Below are 17668 nucleotides of genomic sequence, written 5' to 3'. Positions count from 1 at the left end.
AACACAGTGCAGACACTGCCGTACGGATCATGGCTCTCGCCCATCGACGCGGAACTCGCCGCCGAGCACGACGGATCCCCCGACTACGTGGGGTTCGTCGGCGACGAGGCCTGGTGGACCGAGCCCCGGCCCACCGAGGACGGTCGGCGCACCCTGGTGCGGCGGCGCGCCGACGGCTCCCAGGAGTCGGTCCTCGACGCGCCGTGGAACGTGCGCAGCCGCGTCATGGAGTACGGCGGCCATCCGTGGGCCGGTGCCGTGCGCGACGGCGGTTCGCTGGTCGTGTTCGTCAACTTCGCCGATCAGCGGCTGTACTGTCTGGCGGAGGGTCAGGAGCCGCGCCCGCTCACGCCGTTGTCCCCGGTCGGCGGCGGACTGCGTTGGGTGGAGCCGCAGTTGCGGCTCGAACTCGGCGAAGTCTGGTGCGTGCTCGAGGAGTTCACCGGCGAAGGACCCACTGATGTGCGGCGCGTGCTCGCCGCCGTGCCGCTGGACGGATCGGCCGCCGAGGACCGCGGCGCCGTACGCGAACTCACCGACGACCGGCACCGGTTCGTCACCGGACCCCGGATCTCACCCGACGGCCGGCGCGCGGCCTGGCTCGCCTGGGACCATCCGCGGATGCCCTGGGACGGGACCGATCTGGTGGTCGCGGAGGTGGGCGCCGACGGCACGCTGAGCGATGCCCGGACGGTCGCCGGAGGGCCCGAGGAGTCGATCGCGCAGGTGGACTGGGCGGGCGACGGAGCACTGCTGTACGTCAGCGACCGCACCGGCTGGTGGAACCTCTACCGGGACGACGTGCCCGTGTGCCCCCGCCCGGAGGAGTTCGGCGGGGCGCTGTGGAAGGTCGGGCAGCGCTGGTTCGCCCCGCTGGAGGGCGGTCCCGTCGCGGTCGTGCACGGGCGTGGGGCGACCTCGCTCGGGATCCTGGACCCGGAGACCGGCGACGTCGTCGACACGTGCGGCCCCTGGACCGAGTTCGGGGCCACCCTCGCCGTGCACGGGGACCGGGTCCTCGCCGTCGGGGCCAGCCCGCGCAGCGCGGCCGAGGTCGTCGAGCTGGACACCCGCACGGGACGGACCCGGGTCATCGGCGCCGCCCACCAGGACCCGGTCGACCCCGTGCACTATCCCGAGCCGCAGATCCGCACCTTCACCGGTCCGGAGGGCCGGGACATCCACGCGCACATCTATCCGCCGCACCACCCCGGGTACACGGCGCCGGGCGACGAGCTGCCCCCGTACGTCGTGTGGGCGCACGGCGGGCCGACCGGGCGGGCGCCGCTCGTACTCGACCTGGAGATCGCCTACTTCACCTCGCGGGGCATCGGCGTCGCCGAGGTCAACTACGGCGGCTCGACCGGGTACGGGCGCGAGTACCGCAACCGGCTGCGCGAACAGTGGGGCGTCGTCGACGTCGAGGACTGCGCGGCCGTCGCGCTCGCCCTCGCCGACGAGGGCACCGCCGACGGCGCCCGGCTCGCCGTCCGGGGCGGCAGCGCGGGCGGCTGGACCGCGGCGGCCTCCCTTACCAGCACCGACGTCTACGCCTGCGGCACGATCCTCTACCCGATCCTCGACCTGGCGGGCTGGGGCTCGGGGGAGACCCACGACTTCGAGTCGCAGTACCTGGAGTCCCTGGTCGGCCCGCTCGCCGAGGTCCCGGGCCGCTATCTGGAGCGCTCGCCCGCCGAGCACGCCGCCGACATCACCGCACCCTTCCTGCTGCTGCAGGGGCTCGACGACGTCATCTGCCCGCCCGTGCAGTGCGAGCGGTTCCTCGCCCGGCTCGCGATGGAGGGACGGCGCGTGCCGCACCGCTACATCGCGTTCGAGGGGGAGGGGCACGGATTCCGGCGGGCGGACACGACCGTGCGCGTCCTGGAGGCCGAACTCTCCCTGTACGCACAGGTCTTCGGCCTCACCCCGCCCGGCATCCCGACCCTGGAACTCGTCAAGTGAAGCCCCTGACAAGGCCGTCGAGGCTCGCGCCGGGTGCCCGCGTGGCCGTCGTCGCACCCAGTGGGCCCGTGCGCGAGGAGCGGCTGCAGTCCGGCCTTGACCTGCTGCGCGGCTGGGGCCTCGACCCCGTCGTCGCGCCCCATGTCCTGGACCGGCACGGGGAGTTCGACTACCTCGCGGGTACGGACGCCGACCGGGCCGCCGACTTCCGGGCCGCCTGGTGCGACCCCACGGTCGACGCGGTGCTGTGCGCCCGCGGCGGCTACGGCGCGCAGCGCATGGTCGACCTGCTCGACTGGGACGAACTGCGGGCGGCCGGTCCCAAGGTGTTCGTCGGCTACAGCGACATCACCGCGCTGCACGAGGCGTTCGCGGTCCGTCTGGGACTCGCCACGCTGCACGGACCGATGGTCTCCGCCGTCGACTTCCTCAAGAACGCACGGGCGCAGGAGCATCTGCGGGCCACGCTGTTCGATCCGGAGTCGGTACGGGTCATCCATGCCGCAGCCGGTTCGGCGCTGGTACCCGGGCGGGCCCGGGGTGTCGCCCTCGGCGGCTGTCTGGCCATACTCGCCACCGAACGGGGCACCCCGCACGCCCGGCCCGGTGCGCGCGGCGGACTGCTCATGATCGAGGACGTGGGGGAGAGCGCGTACCGGATCGACCGGGACCTCACCCAGCTGCTGCGTACCGGCTGGCTCGACGGCGTCGCCGGGATCGCGCTCGGCTCATGGGAGCGGTGCGGTCCGTACGAGGGGCTGCGCGCTGTGTTCGCCGACCGGCTCGGCGGGCTCGGGGTGCCGGTGGTGGAGGGGTTCGGGTTCGGGCACTGCGACGGGGCGCTGACGATCCCGTTCGGAGTGGCCGCCGAACTGGACGCCGACGCGGGCACACTGACGCTGGAGGAACCCGCGCTGCGGTGAGGGCGGTGCGGGTCGGCTCTCGGTGCGATCACCCGTCCGGCGTACCTCCGGGCGCGCGGGAAGTCGTGGCTCGGCTCATGCTGGCCTCATGAGCCCGAAGACCTCCGAGAGCCGTGGCGACGCCGCCGGCGGGACCGGAGGTGCCCGGGGGCTGCTGACGCCCGCCCGGGTCGCCGTCGGGGCGCTCGCCCTCCTCGCCCTGATCTTCATCTTCGAGAACACCCGCGCCACCAGGATCCGGCTGCTGATCCCCGAAGTGACCATGCCGCTGTGGATGGCACTGCTCGGCACGGCGGTCATCGGCGCGCTCTGCGGGGCCTATTTCATACGCCGCCGGAGGTGAACGAGGGTCGCGCGTAGGGTGGCTGAGTGTCTGAGCTCCGTGGATATCTTGCCGAAGGGCCCCGCGTGGGCATACGTCCGTTCACCTACGAGGACGGTGCCGAGTTCATCGACCGGGTGCGGGAGAGCAAGGCCCTGCATCACCCCTGGCTGGCTCCGCCGGCGAGTCCGGACGCCTATGCCTCGTACGCCGGGCGACTGATCGAGGATCCGGCCAAGGCCGGGTTCCTCCTGTGCGAAAAGGACAGCGGGGGCGACGTCGCCGGGTTCGTCAACATCAACAACATCGTCCAGGGCGGCTTTCTGTGCGGTGCCCTGGGATACGGGGCGTTCGCGCACGCGGCCGGGCGGGGGCTGATGAGCGAGGGGCTCGGTCTCGTCGTCCGGTACGCCTTCGGGCCGCCGCTGAGGCTGCACCGGCTGGAGATCAACGTGCAGCCCGGCAACGTCGCCTCGATCGCCCTCGCCCGGCGTTGCGGCTTCCGGCTGGAGGGCTTCTCGCCGGACTTCCTCTACATCGACGGCGCCTGGCGGGACCACGAACGGTGGGCGATCACCTCGGAGATGCCGAAGCGCTGAACTCCGCCGGTGAGTCGGGCGGCGCTCAGGTCCGCCTGACGACTGCCCTCCCGGCAACCGGGGGGCTGCGAGACCCGCCCAAGTGGTGCTCCTGCCAGCTTGGTTGTCACCGGACGGGAACACGTACCGGCGCATCACCTGGATCGCCTCCTCCAGCATCTCCAGGCGGGTGTGCGCGGGCGGCCACCGGTCGCCGAGGGTGTGCTCGTTCAGCGCCTCGCCGGTGCCGACGCCGAGCCGGAACCGGCCGTCCGTCATCACCGCGCTCGTCGCCGCGGCCTGCGCGACCACCGCCGGATGCATCCGCACGGTCGGGCACGTCACGGCCGCCTGGACGGGCAGCGGCACCGCCTGCGACAGTGCGCCGATCACGGACCACACGAAGGGGCTCTGGCCCTGGGCGTCGTTCCACGGGTGGTAGTGGTCCGAGATCCACAGCGCCTAAAACCCGGCCTGTTCGGCCTGCCCCGCCTGCTCGACGAGCTCCGCCGGGCCGAATTCCTCGCACGCGAGGAATTAGCCGTACTCGGGCATGAAGAAGCACCTCCGGGAAAAGGGCGGGTCGGGGTGTGCTCCGAGTACCCGGCGGGCGGCCGGGAAACCGGCGCGGGATGTAGGACCGCGGATGGTCGAACCAGGCCCCGACGGACGTTTGGGCGCCCTGACCAGGGGGACGCGGATAGCTCCGTACGTCGTCCACGACGGCGTCCGTACGGCTGACCGAAGGTTCTGCACGCGCGATCTCGTCGGAGGCGAAAACGTGAGTCGACCCCGCATCCTGATCGTCGGCGCGGGCTTCGCCGGGTACCAGACGGCCCGCACCCTGACCCGGCTGACCCGGCAGAAGGCCGACATCACCCTGCTGAACCCGACCGACCACTTTCTGTACCTGCCGCTGCTGCCCCAGGTCGCCGCCGGTGTCCTGGAACCGCGCCGTATCACCGTCTCCCTCCCCGGCACTCTGCCCCAGGTGCGCCTGGTGCTCGGCGAGGCCGAGGCCGACGGCATCGACCTCGACGCGCGCACCGTCCGCTACACGGACCCCGAGGGCGAGAGCGGCACCCTCGGCTACGACCGGCTCGTCCTCGCCGTCGGCAGCGTCAACAAGCTGCTGCCCGTGCCCGGCGTCGCCGAGAACGCCCACGGTTTCCGCGGTCTGCCCGAGGCCCTGTATCACCGCGACCACGTGATCCGGCAGATCGAACTGGCGGCTGCCGCCGACGACCCCAAGAGCTGCGCCGCCCGCTGTACGTTCGTCGTGGTCGGCGCCGGCTACACCGGTACCGAGGTCGCCGCGCAGGGGCAGCTGCTCACCGACGCGCTGGTGCGCCAGCAGCCCTTGCGCGAAGGCATCCGGCCACGCTGGCTGCTGCTGGACACCGCGCCGCGCGTCCTGCCCCAGCTGGACGAGAAACTGTCGCGCACCGCCGACCGGGTGCTGCGTGAGCGGGGTGTCGACATCCGCACGGGAACCTCCGTGAAGGAGGCGACACCCGGCGGAGTCCTGTTGTCCGACGGGGAGTTCGTCGAGTCGCGGACCCTGGTGTGGTGTGTCGGCGTGCGCCCCGACCCGCTGGTCGAGGGCATCGGGCAGCCCCTGGAGCGCGGGCGGCTGATCGTCGACCCGTTCCTCCAAGTGCCGGGCCACCCCGAGGTGTTCGCGTGCGGGGACGCCGCCGCTGTGCCCGACCTGAACAAGCCCGGTGAGTTCACGGGGATGACCGCGCAGCACGCCTGGCGGCAGGGCAGGGTCGCGGCCCGCAACGTCGCCGCCTCGCTCGGTGTCTGCTCCCGCCGCGCCTACCGCCACCGTGACCTGGGGTTCGTCGTGGACCTGGGCGGGGTCAAGGCCGCCGCGAACCCGCTCGGCGTCTCGCTGTCCGGGCCGCTCGCCGGCGCGGTCACCCGGGGCTACCACCTCGTGGCGATGCCCGGAAACCGGGTGCGGGTCGCGGCCGACTGGCTGCTGGACGCCGTACTGCCGCGCCAGGGAGTGCAGTTGGGGCTTGTCCGCTCCTGGTCGGTCCCCTTGGACACGTCGTCGCCCGAGCTCGCGCGGGTGCCGGGCGGTGAGCGGCAGTCCCCGGGACGGGTGCCGAAACAGTCCCCGCGACAGGCCGCGGAACCGTCCACCCCATCGGAAGGAGAGTCGTGAACACCGCAGGACCCCTGCGCAACACCGCCGAACTCGCCGAGCTGGGCCAGCAGTTGCGCGTCGACAGCGTCCGGGCCTCGACTGCCGCGGGCTCCGGGCATCCGACCTCGTCCATGTCCGCCGCCGACCTGATGGCCGTACTCCTGGCCCGGCACTTCCGGTACGACTTCGACCGTCCGAACCACCCCGGCAACGACCGCTTCGTCCTCTCCAAGGGGCATGCCTCGCCGCTGCTCTACGCCGCCTACAAGGCAGTTGGCGCCATCGACGACGCCGAACTGCTCACCTACCGTGGGCTGGGCAGCAGGCTCGAAGGGCATCCGACGCCCCGGCGGCTGCCGTGGGTCGAGACGGCCACCGGATCACTCGGCCAGGGACTTCCCGTGGCCGTCGGTATCGCGCTGGCCGGGAAGCGGCTCGACCGCACCGGGTACCGGGTGTGGGTGCTGTGCGGGGACAGCGAGCTGGCCGAGGGGTCGGTGTGGGAGGCCGCCGAGCACGCCTCGTACGAGCATCTCGACAATCTGACCGTCGTCGTCGACGTCAACCGGCTGGGGCAGCGCGGACCGACCCGGCACGGGCACGATCTCGACGCCTACGCCCGCCGGTTCAAGGCCTTCGGCTGGCACACCGTCCAGATCGACGGGCACGACGTCGAGGCCATCGAACGTGCCTACGGCGAGGCCGAGTCGACGACCGGACAGCCCGTCGTCGTCCTCGCCCGCACCCTCAAGGGCAAGGGTGTCGCGGCCGTCGAGGACCGCGAGGGAATGCACGGCAAACCCCTGCCCGACGCCGACGAAGCGATCGCCGAACTCGGCGGCCCCCGCGACCTCCGCGTCCGCCCGCCCGAGCCGCGCGCCGCCCGGGCGCTGCACGCCGTACGGGCCGGAGACCTGGAACTGCCCCGCTGGGACGTGGGGGAGGAGATCCCCACCCGGGACGCCTACGGGCAGGCGCTCGCCGCGCTCGGCAACGCCCGGCCGGATGTCGTGGCCCTCGACGGCGAGGTGAGCGACTCGACCCGTGCCGAGGCCTTCGCCAAGGAATACCCCGACCGGTTCTTCGAGTGCTACATCGCCGAACAGCAGATGGTCGCCGCCGCGGTGGGGTTGGCGGCGCGCGGCTGGATACCGTACGCGTCGACGTTCGCGGCCTTCATGACCCGCGCGCACGACTTCCTGCGCATGGCGGCGGTCAGCGGGGCCGGCCTCAACCTCGTCGGCTCGCACGCGGGCGTCGCGATCGGCCAGGACGGGCCCTCCCAGATGGGCCTGGAGGACCTGGCGATGTTCCGCGCGCTGCACGGTTCGACCGTGCTGTATCCGTGCGACCCCCACCAGACCGCGCGGCTCGTCGCCACGATGGCCGGCCTCGACGGCATTCGGTATCTGCGCACCTCGCGCGGCGGGGCACCGCTGCTCTACGGGCCTGACGAGGAGTTCCCCGTCGGCGGCAGCAAGGTGCTGCGCACCGCCGGGCGCGAGGACCGGCTGACGGTGGTCGCGGCGGGCGTGACCGTCCACGAGGCTCTGGCCGCCGCCGACGCGCTCGACGCCCAGGGCATCCCGGTGCGGGTCATCGACCTGTACTCCGTCAAACCCGTCGACCGGCTCACGCTGCGCCGGGCCGCCGAGGAGACCGGCTGTCTGCTCACCGTCGAGGACCACCGGGAGGAGGGCGGCATCGGGGACGCGGTCCTCGACGCCTTCCTCGACGGACGGCCGCTGCCCCGGCTGGCGCGCCTCGCCGTCCGTACGATGCCCGGCTCGGCGAACCCCGACGAGCAGCTGCACGCGGCGGGCATCGACGCCGAGGCGATCATGGCGGCGGGCCGGCTGCTCGTGGAGGAGGTGATCGTGCCGTGAGTGACGGCGCGGTACGGCGGGTGCGGGCCGGGCGGCGGACCGTCGAGGTCCACCGGCCCGACAAGGTGCTGTTCCCGGGCGGCGACGACGTCAAGGAGTACACGAAGGCCGACCTCGTCGACTACTACGTGGCCGTCGCGCCGTTCATGCTGCCCCACCTGCGCGGACGCCCGCTGATGCTGGAACGCCACCCGGACGGCATCGACGGCCCCCGGTTCATGCAGAAGAACATCTCCGACAGTTCCCCGGAGTGGATCAACAGGGTCGAGGTGTCCAAGGAGGGCGGTACGGTCGTCCACCCGGTCTGCGACGACACGGCGACCCTCGTCCACCTCGCCGACCAGGCCTCCGTCACCCTGCACCGCTGGCTCTCGCGCGTCGGCCGCGTCGAGTACCCGGACCGTATGGTCTTCGATCTCGATCCGGCGGTGGACGACTTCGCCGAGGTACGCGAAACGGCCCTGTATCTGGGGGAGTTGCTCGACATGCTGCGGCTGCCGTCCGCGCCGATGACCACCGGCTCGCGCGGGCTGCACATCGTCGTGCCGCTCAGCGGGCGTCACGGCTTCGACGAGGTACGGGAGTTCGCGCATGGCGTCGCCGAGGTGCTGGCCGCCGCCCACCCCGACCGGCTGACCACCGCCGCCCGCAAGAAGGAGCGCGGCGACCGGCTCTACCTCGACGTGCAGCGCAACGGGTACGCGCAGACCGCGGTGGCGCCGTTCTCCGTCCGGGCCGAACCCGGGGCCCCCGTGGCCGTCCCCATCAGCTGGGAGCAGTTGGACGCACCCGGCCTGACCGCCCGGCGCTGGACGATCGCGGACGCGGTCGAGCAGGCACGCACCCACCCGTGGGGCGAGCTGATGCGGCGTGGGCGGGCGCTGGGGCCGGCGCGCCGAAGGCTCGACGCGATGGGCTGAAGCCGGACCACATCAACAGACGTACCTCAAGAGGAGCAGGAGTGAGTACGAACAGCGACACGAACACGAACAGCGGCACGAACACGAACAGGGGTGCAAACGCGAACAGCGGTACGAACGCGGGCGACGACATGGGCATCGACACGAGTATCGGTACGTACGTCTACGGCATCATCGCCGCCGACCATCCCGAACTGCGTTCTTTCGCAAGGGAGTTGCGCGGCGTCGGTGATCCGCCGCGTTCCGTGCGCGTCCTGACGGAGGGCGCTCTGGCGGCGATCGTCAGCGACGCACCCGAGGAACTGCGCCCCCAGCACGAGGATCTGCTCGCCCACCGGCACGTGCTGGAGGAGGCGGGCGTGGCCGGGTGTGTGCTGCCCATGCCGTTCGGCAGTGTCGCACCGGACGACGACGCGGCCACCTCCGTACTGGCCGAGCGCGCCGAGCACTACGCGGAACGCCTCGAAGCCCTCGACGGCAACGTCGAGTACAAGGTCGAGGTGAGCCACGAGGAAGAGGTCGTCCTGCACCGCGTGCTGGCGGAGAACCCGGAGCTCCGGGCCCTCGCCGAGGCCAACAGGCAAGCAGGCGGCGGCAGTTACGACGACCGGGTGAGCCTCGGTGAGATGGTCGTGGCCGCGGTGCGGGCCCGGGAGGCCGAGGACGCCGTCGAGGTGCGGCAGCGGCTGGAGCCGTCCGCGGTGGCGGTGAGCGTGGGCGCCGAGTCGACCGAACGGCCGGCGGACGTGTCGTTCCTGGTGGCCCGTGACTCGGCGGAGGCGTTCCGCACCGCGACCGAGCAGCTCCGCAAGGCCCATCCGTATCTCGAAGTACGGGTCGAGGGGCCGCTGCCGCCGTACAGCTTCGTCGAACCGGGCCCGGTCGAGTCCGCGGCTTCCCCGACAGGCGCCGACAACGGGACGGTACGAGGATGAACCGAGTGGAACTGGGCCTCGCGGTAGGGGCCGGATACGTTCTCGGCCGTACGAAGAAACTGAAACTGGTCTTCGCCGTCGGCGCCGTAATGGCCGCCAAGCGGATGCAGCTGAGCCCGCAGGCGCTCGCGGACCTGCTGTCGGGGCAATTGCGCGACAACCCGCGGTTCAAGGAGATCGTCGACCGGTTGAGCGAAGACCTGCGGGACCTCGGCAAAGCCGACCGCACAGGCTGGTCCGGCAATCAACGGGCGTTCAAGGAAGGCGGTGAGTGAATTGCCGCGGCCCGGGGACCAGATTCTGGTCCCCGGGCCGCGAAGCACCCTGTTTTCCAGGGGTTGGTCACCTACTGATGCCGGCTACCAGCGGTACCACCGGCCCCTTGATCCGCTCGCGCTCGTGCCCCGCACCAGGAAGCCCAGTAGCCAGACGACGAGCACGATCAGTGCGATCCACCAGAGTATTTTCACCGCGAATCCGGCACCGAAGAGAATCAGAGCCAGAAGCAGTACGAGCAGAATGGGAACCATTGTGAACCTCCTGGACTCCGAGTTTCCCGAAATCGGCGTCTCAGTCGTCCGTGAAGGGAATCAGTTGGTCTTTCGGCAGAGAATCTCTCCGTGCAGGACGGTGAACCAGGCGTCCTCCCGCCGTCCCCACTCCCGCCAGGCCTCCGAGACCGCCCGCAGCTGATCCAGGGTCGCCAGGCCGCCCTCCGTGGCCCGGTCCGCGTACGCCGACGCGAGTGTCCGGTCCGCCCACAGGCCGCTCCACCAGGCGAGCTCGTCGCTGTCCGCGAACGTCCAGGTGCTGGACGTGGCCGTGATGTCCGTGAGTCCGGCCCGCAGCGCCCAGGACTTCAGCCGCCGCCCCGCGTCCGGCTCGCCCCCGTTGGCCCGGGCCACCCGCCGGTACAGGTCCAGCCAGTCGTCCATGCCCTCCGACGCCGGATACCAGGCCATGGCCAGGTAGTCCGACTCGCGGACGGCGACGTATCCGCCCGGTCTGGTGACCCGGTGCATCTCGCTCAGCGCGCGCACCGGGTCACCCACGTGCTGGAGCACCTGATGGGCGTGGACCACACAGAACGTGTCGTCCGGGAAGTCCAGCGCGTGGATGTCCGCGACCGCGAACTCGACGTTTCCCAGGCCCCGTTCGGCGGCCGTGGCCCTGGCCTGGTCCAGGATGCCGGGCGCCCGGTCGACGCCGGTGACCTGACCGTCGGGGACCAGTGCGGCCAGGTCCGCGGTGATCGTGCCCGGGCCGCAGCCGATGTCCAGGATCCTCATGTGCGGCTTCAGCGAACCGAGGAGGTACGCCGCCGAGTTGGCGGCGGTGCGCCAGGTGTGCGAGCGGAGCACGGACTCGTGGTGCCCGTGCGTGTAGACGGCGGTCTCCTGCGGCTGCGACTGCGGCTTGGACATGACCGTGCCCCTTCTCGTCTTCTCGAACGACCCGCTTCGAACGACTCGCTCATCACCGTACGCAGTCGTGCCGAATAATGAGACCCGCGTCTTGAGATGTGGACATCGCCCGTCAGCAGTCGCCAGCCGGGGGGCAGTTGCGGTCGAGCGGCCGGGCCGGGGGCGCGGACCGGTCGCGGGTCGCCGCGAGCTTCCGTACGGCGAACGCGGCGCCCGCGCCAAGGGCCGCGCCCGCCAGCACGTCACTGGGGAAGTGGACGCCGGTGTAGACACGGGACATCGCCACCGAGAAGGCGATCGGCGCCACCACGATGCCCAGACCCCGGGACTCCAGGGCGACACCGGTCGCGAAGGCCGCCGCCGACGCGGCGTGACCGGAGGGGAACGACGTGGTGATCGGCTGCCGCTTCAGCTGCCTGGCACTCGGAACGGCGTCCAGTACGGGGCGTGCGCGGCGTACCGAGCGCTTGCCGACGGTGTTGATCGTCGCGGAGGCCACGGCGAGGGAGGCGAGGCCCCGGACGGCGGCCCGGCGGGCCCGGGGGCTCCCGGTGGCCGCCAGGGCGGCGGCTGTCGCGAACCACAGGACGCCGTGGTTCGCGCTGCGGCTCAGCCTCGGCAGGACGCGCTCGGCGCCCGGCCAGTGCCGGGTGGCGGCGGTCTCGAACAGCCGGGAGTCGAGGTTCAGCAGGTTCTCGCGCAGGGCGTGACGGCCGAGCTGGGGAACGGTGAGGTCGATGATGTCTGCGGTCATGACCCTCTGGGTACCCTGAAGAGAGCCTTTTTGTCTTGTCGTGCCGGTCAGAGGGCTTGTCGCGAGATCGTAGGGCGAGAGGGAATCCGTATGCGTCTGCTGCTCATCCGGCACGGTCAGACCCCGTCGAACGTGAAATTCCTGCTGGACACCGCGGTGCCGGGGCCCGGACTGACCGAGCTGGGGGAGCGGCAGGCCGCAATGCTGCCGGAGGCGCTCGCGGACGAGGAGATCGACGCGCTGTACGCCTCCACGCTGACCCGTGCGCAGCTGACCGCCGCCCCGCTGGCCGGGGCGCGTGGTCTCGGCGTACGGGTGCGGGACGGGATCCGTGAGGTGGCCGCCGGGGACCTGGAGATGCGGGGCGACCCGGAGGCCGCGCACGCGTACATGACCACCCTGTTCGCGTGGGCGGCCGGTGACACGGAGCTGCGGATGCCTGGCGGGGAGAACGGGGTCGAGGCGCTCGGGCGTTTCGATGCGGTCGTCGCGGAGGCCGCCGGCAGCGGGGCCGGTACGGTCGCCATGGTCAGCCACGGCGCCGCGATCCGGATGTGGGCGGCGGCCCGCGCGGACAACGTCGATGTGCCCTTCGCCGCCGAGCACCGGCTCGACAACACCGGTGTGGTCGTCCTGGAGGGATCCCCGGCGGACGGCTGGAAGGCGGTGTCCTGGGCGGGAGCGGTCGTCGTGACGACCGCGCCGGGCACGGGCGGCGGGCCGACGGGAGAGGCGCTGCACGGCTAGCGGGGAGGTGAGGCCACGGGTGTGCGCTTATCGGTTTGCCCGGGGTCGTGGTCGGCCCGCAGAATGCGCCTCATGGGACACCTCGAAGCAGCGCACCTTGAGTACTACCTTCCCGACGGGAGGGCGCTGCTCGGCGATGTGTCGTTCCGGGTGGGCGAAGGGGCCGTCGTGGCCCTGGTGGGACCCAACGGTGCCGGGAAGACGACCCTGCTGCGGCTGATCTCCGGCGAGCTGAAACCGCACGGCGGCACCGTCAACGTGAGCGGCGGGCTCGGCGTGATGCGCCAGTTCGTGGGCTCCGTACGGGACGAGACGACCGTACGGGACCTGCTCGTGTCGGTCGCCACCCCGCGGATCAAGGAGGCCGCCAAGGCGGTCGACCTGGCCGAGCACGGCATGCTGACCGTCGACGACGAGGCGGCCCAGCTCCAGTACGCGCAGGCCCTCTCCGACTGGGCCGAGGCGCGCGGCTACGAGGCCGAGACCCTGTGGGACATGTGCACCACGGCCGCGCTCGGGGTGCCGTACGAGAAGGCCCAGTGGCGGCTGGTGCGCACGCTGTCCGGCGGTGAGCAGAAGCGACTGGTGCTGGAGGCGCTGCTTCGCGGCACGGACGAGGTACTGCTGCTCGACGAGCCCGACAACTACCTCGACGTACCCGGCAAGCGATGGCTGGAGGAGCGGCTCGCGGAGACCCGCAAGACGGTTCTCTTCGTCTCCCACGACCGGGAGTTGCTCTCCCGGTCCGCGCAGAAGATCGTGTCCGTCGAACCCGGTCCCGCCGGTGCGGACGCGTGGGTACACGGCGCCGGGTTCGCCACCTATCACGAGGCGCGGGCCGAACGGTTCGCGCGCTTCGAGGAGTTGCGCCGTCGCTGGGACGAGAAGCACGCCCAGTTGAAGAAGCTGGTGCTGAACCTCCGTCAGGCGGCCTCCATCAGCCATGAGTTGGCGTCCCGCTACCAGGCCGCGCAGACCAGGCTGCGGAAGTTCGAGGAGGCGGGGCCGCCGCCCGAGCCGCCGCGCGAGCAGGACATCACGATGCGGCTCAAGGGCGGTCGGACCGGCGTAAGGGCCGTCACCTGCAAGGGACTTGAGCTCACCGGGCTGATGAAACCCTTCGACCTGGAGGTCTTCTACGGCGAACGGGTCGCCGTGCTCGGCTCCAACGGCTCCGGCAAGTCGCACTTCCTGCGGCTGCTCGCCGGTGACACCGTGAACCACACGGGCGAGTGGAAGCTCGGCGCGCGGGTCGTGCCCGGGCACTTCGCGCAGACGCATGCCCATCCCGAACTGGAGGGCCGTCCGCTCCTCGACATCCTGTGGGCCGTGCACTCGCAGGACCGGGGCGCGGCCATGTCCAGGCTGCGCCGCTACGAGCTGACCGCCCAGGCCGAGCAGCGCTTCGAGCGGCTCTCCGGGGGCCAGCAGGCGCGCTTCCAGATCCTGCTGCTGGAGCTGGAGGGTGTCACGGCGCTGTTGCTGGACGAGCCGACGGACAACCTCGACCTGGAGTCCGCCGAGGCACTCCAGGAAGGGCTGGAGGCGTTCGAGGGCACGGTTCTCGCCGTCACGCACGATCGCTGGTTCGCTCGCTCGTTCGATCGATATCTGGTCTTCGGCAGCGACGGGCGGGTCCGGGAGACCGCCGAGCCGGTGTGGGACGAGCGGCGGGTGGAGCGGGCCCGGTAAGGAGTCGCTTCGCCTGTCGGTTCACGGGTACCCGGGCCGTACCGAAGGACCCGACGATCGGGGAGCCACCATGAACGGAGTCGACCCGGGCGGACTGGACGACCAGCAGCTGATGAAGGAGCTGGAGACGATCCACCGCACCCGGCACGACACGCTGCTGCACGCGTCGAACGACGCGCTGCGCGCCCACAACGACCGCATGGCGCAACTGGAGGGCGAGTACCTGCGCCGCCATCCGCGCCGCCCGATCGCCACCGGCCGCACCCGCGAGGGTGCCAGGGGCCGGGACTGCGCGCAGGAGTGAGCGACGGTGCCGCTGCCCGGGGCCCGAGGACTCCCGGCAGCGGCACGGGCCGCAGCGGTGGATCTCAGCGGCGCACCGGGGGAGGATCCCAGTGCCGATGGGCCGCGACCGCCGCGACGAAGGCGGGTTGTCAGTGGCCGGCCAGTGACCGAAGCCCTACAGGCGTGGACAGGGCGGCCTTTTTGCCGGATTCGGACACGAGTGCGTCGCAGAACGCCTTCAGGTCGTCCGGTTTGCGGCTGGTGATCAGGGTGTCGCGCCCGTGATCGCGGATCCGCACCTGCTCGTGGACCCGGTCATCGCCTGCCGGAGCTCGGTGAGTTCGATCTGTTCGACGCCCTCGGGGGCGGTCGGAAACGCGATGCGCACGAGTTCCTCCAGACTTCGGGGGTGCACGCCGCGTACCCGACGATCCGCTGCCGACACACGTCAGCGGTGCTTCGCCTGCGGGTCATGCTCGGCGGCGGGCCCCTGGGCCCAGTCGGGCGGTGACTTCCCCGGGGGTGAGGGCGGAGTGTTCCGCGGAGCACTCGACGACCACGCGGACCGGGGCGTCGCAGTCGGTGTGGCGAACGTCCAGCATCGGTCCCTCGGCGCCGAGCGCGTAGGCCTCGCCCCACTGGGTCAGCGCCATCAGGACGGGCCACAGGTCCCAGCCCTTGCGGGTCAGACGGTACTCGTTGCGGGAGCGGCTGCCCGGCTCCCGGTAGGGGACGGTCTTCATGACACCGGCCTCGATCAGCTTCCGGAGGCGGTCGCTGAGGACGGCCTCCGACAGGCCGATGTGGCGGTGGAAGTCGTCGAAGCGGCGAACTCCGTTGACGGCGTCACGCAGGATCAGCAACGTCCATTTCTCTCCGACCACGTCGAGCGTGCGCTGGACGGGGCAGTTCTCCGTGCTCGCCTCAAGCCACTCCATGCCGCCATCGTACGGCGCTGGCTTCGTCATTGACAGTCAGGTGCAGGGCCAGCTAGCTTCACTTGTAAAAGTCAGACCGGGAGGCGCTCGGCCATGGGGCGAACACGTACGTATCAATGGGAAGACCCGGCGATCCTGGCGGAGGCCGCCGGACGCATGGCAGGCCTCGACTTCCTGCGCGAGCTGCAGGCGGGACGCCTGCCTGCGCCGCCCGTCAACTACGCCGTCGACTTCACCCTGACCGAGGTGGAACCCGGCAGGGCGGTCTTCTCGCTGACGCCGGGGGAGGAGCACTACAACCCGATCGGCAGTGTGCACGGCGGCATTTTCGCCACTCTGCTCGACTCGGCGGCGGGGTGCGCCGTCCAGTCGACCCTCCCGCAGGGCATGGCGTACACCTCACTCGACCTGACGGTGAAGTTCCTGCGGCGGATCACCGTGGACACGGGCACGGTGCGAGCCATCGGCACGCTCGTCAACAAGGGCCGCCAAACCGCCCTCGCCCAGGCCCAGTTGTTCGACGCGCGGGACCGGCTCCTCGCCCACGCCACCAGTAGCTGCCTGCTCTTCCCGGTGCCGCCCCCGCAAGGGTGACCGGTCACCGGTCACCGGCGGACGGCTGCCGGTGAACCGGTCGGCCGACTCGGCTGCCCCGCCCGTCCGACGCGTGATCGGTACCGTGGTGGTGGTACCGGGACGACGGGAGGGGGCGGCGCGGTCGTGTGTGAGGAAGCGGAGATCAGGACGGCGAAGGAGGCTGCCGACCATCAGCTCGTCCTGGTGTTCGGGCGGCTGCACGGGGCGGCGGGCCGACTGGACTACATCATCGGCCGGGCGCTCGAGGAGCAATGCGGCATCAGTCATCTGGTCTTCGAGGTCCTGCTGATCCTCGGCCGGGCGGGTGGGCCGGGGCTGTCGATGCGGGCCGTCGCTCAGGAGCAGGTGCTGACCACGGGTGGCGTCACCCGTTTGGTGGACCGGATGGCGGCGGCGGGTCTGGTCGAGCGTGCGGAGGATCCCGACGACCGGCGCGGCCGGCTGGTGCGCCTGACCCCGCTGGGTGAGGAGACGACCGTACGCGCGTCGCGGGTCCATCTGGAGAATATCCAGCGGTACTTCGTGCAGCCCCTCCCCGTGGCGGACCGTGCGCGATTCGCGGAGGATCTCCGCATCCTCAGTCACGCGGCCCGGGATGTCATGCCCCGACTTCCCTGACCTGCGGCTCTGCGGCAACGCTGATCTAATGACGTCAGTCAGTCCGATATGGCCCACGTCACAAGGGCCGAGAAACATCTGATGAGTCAGCTACTGTTTGATCAGGTGAATCGCTCGCGGAAGGTGCGGGGGCCCCACGCTGCCGAGGTCTTTGATGAAGCTCGTCTATGTCTTCGATGCCTATTGCGGCTGGTCGCATGGTTTCTCCGGAACGCTGAGCGAGGTTGTCTCGCGTCATCCGGATGTGCCGGTGGAGGTGGTGTCGGGTGGCTTGTTCACGGGGTCGCGTCGGGTGCCGGTGCGGGAGTTCGGGTACGTCCAGGGTGCGAATGCGCAGATCGCGGAGCTGACCGGTGCGGAGTTCGGTGCGGCGTACGAGGTGCTGGTCGCCGACGGTTCGTTCGTGATGGACTCCGAGGTCGCCGCGCGCGGGGTTGTGGCTCTGCGTCAGGCCGCGCCCGCCCGTGCGGCGGAGCTGGCCGTCGCGCTGCAGCACGCCTTCTACGTCGAGGGTCTGAGCCTCTCCGACCCGGCGACCTACCGGAAGGTCGCCGGGGCGGCGGGTCTGGACGCCGATGCGGTGGTGGCCGCCTTCGAAGGGCCCAAGGCGGCGTCCACGGCTGCGGACGACTTCCACCGGGCGGCCGAACTGGGCGTCACCGGCTTCCCCACCCTGCTCGCCGTCGACGGCGACACCGCAACCCGCTTGGCGTACGGCCATGCCAACGCCGACGAGGTCGACCGGCGGCTCGCGACCCGTCGTACCCCCTGAATCTTCCTGTCCCCACCCCCACTCGCAAAGGAACATCCCAATGCTGAAGTCAAGCTGCTGCCGTGACGGGAAGTGACCCGTGGTAGCACTGTCCGTCACGCAGCATTGCCCAGAGGACGTTCACCCGTCGGCGGGCGAGGGCGATCAGGGCCTG

The 17668-nt window shown here is 71.2% G+C and carries 18 protein-coding genes and 3 pseudogenes; 15 read left to right on the top strand and 6 right to left on the bottom strand.

Annotated elements, in window-relative coordinates:
* The first annotated feature begins 6 nt into the window (after positions 1-6).
* The 4 genes from G3I71_RS29445 (at position 7) to G3I71_RS29430 (ending at position 3809) form a co-directional block, all read left to right on the top strand.
* Positions 7-1965 carry a prolyl oligopeptidase family serine peptidase gene (locus G3I71_RS29445; protein ID WP_164319191.1) on the top strand — a complete coding sequence of 653 codons (1959 nt, stop codon included), beginning with the start codon at positions 7-9 and terminating at the stop codon, positions 1963-1965.
* Positions 1962-2888: an LD-carboxypeptidase gene (locus G3I71_RS29440; RefSeq protein WP_164319190.1), complete on the top strand. Its 927-nt coding sequence runs from the start codon at positions 1962-1964 to the stop codon at positions 2886-2888. Before G3I71_RS29445 ends, G3I71_RS29440 begins: the two co-directional genes overlap by 4 nt.
* An 88-nt stretch (positions 2889-2976) precedes the next feature.
* The gene (locus G3I71_RS29435) at positions 2977-3231 is read left to right on the top strand and encodes a LapA family protein (RefSeq protein ID WP_164319187.1); all 255 of its coding nucleotides are present in this window, start codon (positions 2977-2979) and stop codon (positions 3229-3231) included.
* Between the two features lie 26 nt (positions 3232-3257).
* A complete protein-coding gene (locus G3I71_RS29430) occupies positions 3258-3809 on the top strand; it encodes a GNAT family N-acetyltransferase (protein ID WP_164319185.1) in 552 nt (183 codons plus the stop codon).
* Between the two features lie 126 nt (positions 3810-3935).
* On the opposite strand, the pseudogene G3I71_RS29425 reads toward G3I71_RS29430, so the two are convergent.
* Positions 3936-4343: pseudogene (locus G3I71_RS29425) on the bottom strand (TIGR03557 family F420-dependent LLM class oxidoreductase); the annotation flags it as partial.
* A 226-nt stretch (positions 4344-4569) separates the two neighbouring features.
* Here G3I71_RS29425 and G3I71_RS29420 point away from each other — a divergent pair.
* From G3I71_RS29420 to G3I71_RS29400, 5 genes and pseudogenes are all read left to right on the top strand, one after another.
* Complete coding sequence (locus G3I71_RS29420) at positions 4570-5964, top strand: NAD(P)/FAD-dependent oxidoreductase (protein WP_164319183.1); 1395 nt, start codon at positions 4570-4572, stop codon at positions 5962-5964.
* Entirely contained in the window at positions 5961-7832 is a 1872-nt protein-coding gene (locus G3I71_RS29415) for a transketolase (protein WP_343243110.1), read from the top strand. Before G3I71_RS29420 ends, G3I71_RS29415 begins: the two co-directional genes overlap by 4 nt.
* Positions 7829-8752, top strand: a complete 924-nt coding sequence (ligD, locus tag G3I71_RS29410; protein WP_343243109.1) for a non-homologous end-joining DNA ligase — start codon at positions 7829-7831, stop codon at positions 8750-8752. Before G3I71_RS29415 ends, ligD begins: the two co-directional genes overlap by 4 nt.
* A gap of 149 nt (positions 8753-8901) precedes the next feature.
* On the top strand, positions 8902-9687 hold the full coding sequence (locus G3I71_RS29405) for a GvpL/GvpF family gas vesicle protein (protein ID WP_164319378.1): 786 nt from the start codon (positions 8902-8904) through the stop codon (positions 9685-9687).
* Positions 9684-9908 (top strand): annotated as a pseudogene (locus G3I71_RS29400) (DNA primase); the annotation flags it as partial. The gene G3I71_RS29405 and the pseudogene G3I71_RS29400, both read left to right, overlap by 4 nt.
* A 138-nt stretch (positions 9909-10046) precedes the next feature.
* Here G3I71_RS29400 and G3I71_RS29395 read toward each other — a convergent pair.
* From G3I71_RS29395 to G3I71_RS29385, 3 genes and pseudogenes are all read right to left on the bottom strand, one after another.
* Complete coding sequence (locus tag G3I71_RS29395; protein WP_164319181.1) at positions 10047-10217, bottom strand: hydrophobic protein; 171 nt, start codon at positions 10215-10217, stop codon at positions 10047-10049.
* A gap of 60 nt (positions 10218-10277) precedes the next feature.
* The gene (locus tag G3I71_RS29390) at positions 10278-11111 is read right to left on the bottom strand and encodes a methyltransferase domain-containing protein (protein ID WP_164319179.1); all 834 of its coding nucleotides are present in this window, start codon (positions 11109-11111) and stop codon (positions 10278-10280) included.
* Between the two features lie 148 nt (positions 11112-11259).
* Positions 11260-11865 (bottom strand): annotated as a pseudogene (locus G3I71_RS29385) (phosphatase PAP2 family protein); the annotation flags it as partial.
* Positions 11866-11955: 90 nt separating this feature from the next.
* On the opposite strand from G3I71_RS29385, the gene G3I71_RS29380 reads away from it, so the two are divergent.
* The 3 genes from G3I71_RS29380 to G3I71_RS29370 all read left to right on the top strand — a co-directional run bounded on the left by G3I71_RS29380 (position 11956) and on the right by G3I71_RS29370 (position 14608).
* A complete protein-coding gene (locus tag G3I71_RS29380) occupies positions 11956-12612 on the top strand; it encodes a histidine phosphatase family protein (protein WP_164319175.1) in 657 nt (218 codons plus the stop codon).
* Positions 12613-12684: 72 nt separating this feature from the next.
* Positions 12685-14304 carry an ABC-F family ATP-binding cassette domain-containing protein gene (locus G3I71_RS29375; protein ID WP_164319173.1) on the top strand — a complete coding sequence of 540 codons (1620 nt, stop codon included), beginning with the start codon at positions 12685-12687 and terminating at the stop codon, positions 14302-14304.
* A gap of 70 nt (positions 14305-14374) precedes the next feature.
* On the top strand, positions 14375-14608 hold the full coding sequence (locus tag G3I71_RS29370; RefSeq protein WP_164319171.1) for a DUF6158 family protein: 234 nt from the start codon (positions 14375-14377) through the stop codon (positions 14606-14608).
* A 246-nt stretch (positions 14609-14854) separates the two neighbouring features.
* Here G3I71_RS29370 and G3I71_RS50415 read toward each other — a convergent pair whose 3' ends face one another.
* Together G3I71_RS50415 and G3I71_RS29360 are read right to left on the bottom strand one after the other, a co-directional pair.
* Complete coding sequence (locus G3I71_RS50415) at positions 14855-15004, bottom strand: hypothetical protein (protein WP_203731718.1); 150 nt, start codon at positions 15002-15004, stop codon at positions 14855-14857.
* Positions 15005-15059: 55 nt separating this feature from the next.
* Positions 15060-15527, bottom strand: a complete 468-nt coding sequence (locus tag G3I71_RS29360; RefSeq protein WP_164319169.1) for a helix-turn-helix domain-containing protein — start codon at positions 15525-15527, stop codon at positions 15060-15062.
* Between the two features lie 93 nt (positions 15528-15620).
* Between G3I71_RS29360 and G3I71_RS29355 the strand changes: the two genes are divergently transcribed.
* From G3I71_RS29355 to G3I71_RS29345, 3 genes are all read left to right on the top strand, one after another.
* Entirely contained in the window at positions 15621-16121 is a 501-nt protein-coding gene (locus tag G3I71_RS29355) for a PaaI family thioesterase (RefSeq protein WP_164319167.1), read from the top strand.
* Between the two features lie 126 nt (positions 16122-16247).
* The gene (locus tag G3I71_RS29350) at positions 16248-16742 is read left to right on the top strand and encodes a MarR family transcriptional regulator (protein WP_164319165.1); all 495 of its coding nucleotides are present in this window, start codon (positions 16248-16250) and stop codon (positions 16740-16742) included.
* Between the two features lie 154 nt (positions 16743-16896).
* Entirely contained in the window at positions 16897-17514 is a 618-nt protein-coding gene (locus G3I71_RS29345) for a DsbA family protein (RefSeq protein ID WP_164319163.1), read from the top strand.
* Positions 17515-17668 lie beyond the last annotated feature (154 nt).

This window comes from Streptomyces sp. SID12501, assembly GCF_010550245.1.
Classification (GTDB): Bacteria; Actinomycetota; Actinomycetes; order Streptomycetales; family Streptomycetaceae; genus Streptomyces.
Note: the sequence above shows the minus strand (reverse complement) of the source record. Positions and strands in the feature narration are given on the sequence as shown.